The organism is Shewanella sp. (assembly GCF_051658185.1).
GTDB lineage: Bacteria > Pseudomonadota > Gammaproteobacteria > Enterobacterales > Shewanellaceae > Shewanella.
This window is the reverse complement of sequence record NZ_JBOFMC010000230.1, coordinates 1-2,427: the sequence shown is the minus strand read 5'-3', so window position 1 is coordinate 2,427 and position 2,427 is coordinate 1. Positions and strand designations below refer to the sequence as shown.

Genomic DNA, 2,427 nt, shown 5'->3' with positions numbered 1-2,427 from the left:
TCGCGGCGGCATCATGCACCATCATGTAATCAATTTGACGTTTATTTTCACTCTGCAAGGCAAAGTTAAACATATCGCGGCTAGAGCAGAACTTGGGCACGGTGTTTTCCGCTTTGAGGTGAACTTGCCCTTTGGGGCCGGGGTATTTAGTGATCACCATGCCGCATAAATGGCAGCGGTCATGCTCGTGGATCATCTCGGCTTGGCGCACCTCAACATTTGCCTCGGTTTGATTGCAGCCCAACAACAAGGGCGCTAGCAGTAATAACGCATAATACTTCTTCACCTTACATTTCCCCCTAAAAAATTATCAACACCTCGCCAGGGCACCTTGCAGGGACAGACCGTTGACGAGGGTTGATAAAAAATGGTTCAACAAAGACCTATGGTCTTATTGTATTGCTAAATCGCGTAGTTTTGGCCCGCTAACAGGATGAAGAGTCGTAAACACATCATCCCGACTACCGCGCACATACCTGACATATAAAATGCCTTGGCTGAATGGCTAAAGTGCTTACCGGTCGCAAAGTTAAGCAGTAAAGGCCCGGCAAAACCAATGCCCACTACCCCAATCCAGAAAACGCTGGCCCACACACCTTCATGGAAGGCGGCAAAGGCAAATTGCCCACCGGCGTTACCGGTTAATAATGCTGTCGCAATCATGAAGATAAACATGGCTTCGGCGAACATAATTGGCCACTCGGCGCCGTGGAGGATCTTCATTTCGCCGCTGTGCAGGGGCTCTTTAAATAACCATACCGCCAGCATTTTGGCTGAAGCGCCACCCGCAGACAGACCCGACGCGATAAACAGCGCCGGTAAAACGGAGGTGTTGATCAGCGGGAAGCGGATCAGCGCCGAAATCAAGAAGCCTGTGTAAGCACACACAGATAACGCCAGCACTAACGCGAGCGCTTCCATTGGGCGTCTAAAGCCCTTGAGCTTGGCAATAATCGGGCCTAAGAACTGCAATTGTGGGATGGCCATCAGCTCTTTTTCAAGGGCTAACAGGGCGACCACTGCCACTAACGGGATATACACCGACAGCGCAATCACCCCAATCGACATCACCGAATTTAAGTTATAGAACACCAAAATTCGCCAGAAGAATAAGGGGTTGGTTAAGTCCAGTACCAGACACAACATCCCTAAACTAATGGTGATAAAAGACAGCAAGGTCGCCGCTTTTAAGAAGGCGGTATTCTCCACCTGACCGAGATAAAAACGCAGCGCCAGTGCAATCGTTAACGCCCCGCCCGAAATACCGGCAAAAAATAAATACACGGCAATCGGCCATGGCCAAGCCACACCTTGGGATAGGCCTAGGGTAAATTCCATACTGGTATCCATCTTTACACTCCCAGTTTCACGATTGGTATGTAACGTAAGCTCGGCTCAGTACCAAACTGCGGCTTGATGCGCACGGAGTCTTTCACCGCTAATAACTTACTGACATAGGACTGAGGATCGTTGGCATCACCAAAGATCAGGGCATCGTATTTACAGCTCTGTACACAGGCCGGTAATTCACCTTTGGCAAGCTTAGAGTGCAAACAGAAGTCGCAGTTGTCGGCCACATCGGTGTTGTCGTTGATCAAACGCGCATTGTATGGGCAAGCGCCGATACAGTACTTACAGCCGGCGCACTTGCTGGCATCCATGGTGACAATCCCGGTTTTAGGATCGCGGTGGGCTGCGCCCGTTGGGCACACAGTCACGCAAGGCGCATTCTTACATTGCTGGCAAGACACCCGCACAAATTTACGCTCGCAATGACAATCCATCTTGCCACAGTGTGGACACGCTTGACCTTCAACGCGGCCACTTTGTTGCTCAAGGATCACCCGTGACACGCCTGCGGGTAAATTGTTGGCTTGATTACAGGCGGTTTTACAATCGCCACAACCCACACATTTGTTTTGGTCAAACACCATGACGTAATGGGGCTTAGCAGCGCTATCGGCATCGTCTTTGACCGAGCAACCTGCTAAAGGCGTCAAGATCAAACTGCACATTCCTGCGCTTTTAAGGAACCTCCGTCTCTCTATATTTTCACTCACAACATCCTCCATCTATCGGTTTTTACCGATGTTTTTATTTATATCGTTTTTGACTTACGTTGCCTGAAAATGGCTAGCGACTTGATGTATTTCCATTTTCATTCAATTTCATTTGCGCTTTTTGGATCGCGTTATGCAACGCATCGCGATTCGCGCCGCTTGGCTGGGCCAAGAGTGCTTGCCAGTGGTCAATGGCCTCTGGGTAGCGCGCATGCAGATAAGCATCGGTCGCCAGTAACATCCGGGTTTGCACCTCAAAGGGCGCCAGGGCTAAGGCTTGGTGGATCACCGCCTCGATGTCGGCGCTCATGTGCCGCCGCTCGCGGTAATACATCGCGTTGGCCTTCGCGCCTAACACCTGTGCCAG

The 2,427-nt window shown here is 50.6% G+C and carries 3 protein-coding genes and 1 pseudogene; all 4 read right to left on the bottom strand.

What is annotated here, in order from left to right; all coding sequences use genetic code 11:
- Window positions 1–286, bottom strand: a 286-nt coding sequence (locus ACRCZA_RS09135) for a nitrous oxide reductase accessory protein NosL (RefSeq protein ID WP_438674135.1), incomplete at its 3' end; no start/stop codon positions are given.
- Window positions 287–402: 116 nt separating this feature from the next.
- Window positions 403–1,350: an NrfD/PsrC family molybdoenzyme membrane anchor subunit gene (gene nrfD, locus ACRCZA_RS09130; protein WP_438674134.1), complete on the bottom strand. Its 948-nt coding sequence runs from the start codon at window positions 1,348–1,350 to the stop codon at window positions 403–405.
- A 2-nt stretch (window positions 1,351–1,352) separates the two neighbouring features.
- Window positions 1,353–2,060, bottom strand: a complete 708-nt coding sequence (locus ACRCZA_RS09125) for a 4Fe-4S dicluster domain-containing protein (protein WP_438674133.1) — start codon at window positions 2,058–2,060, stop codon at window positions 1,353–1,355.
- Between the two features lie 73 nt (window positions 2,061–2,133).
- A pseudogene (locus ACRCZA_RS09120) lies at window positions 2,134–2,427 on the bottom strand (tetratricopeptide repeat protein); the annotation flags it as partial.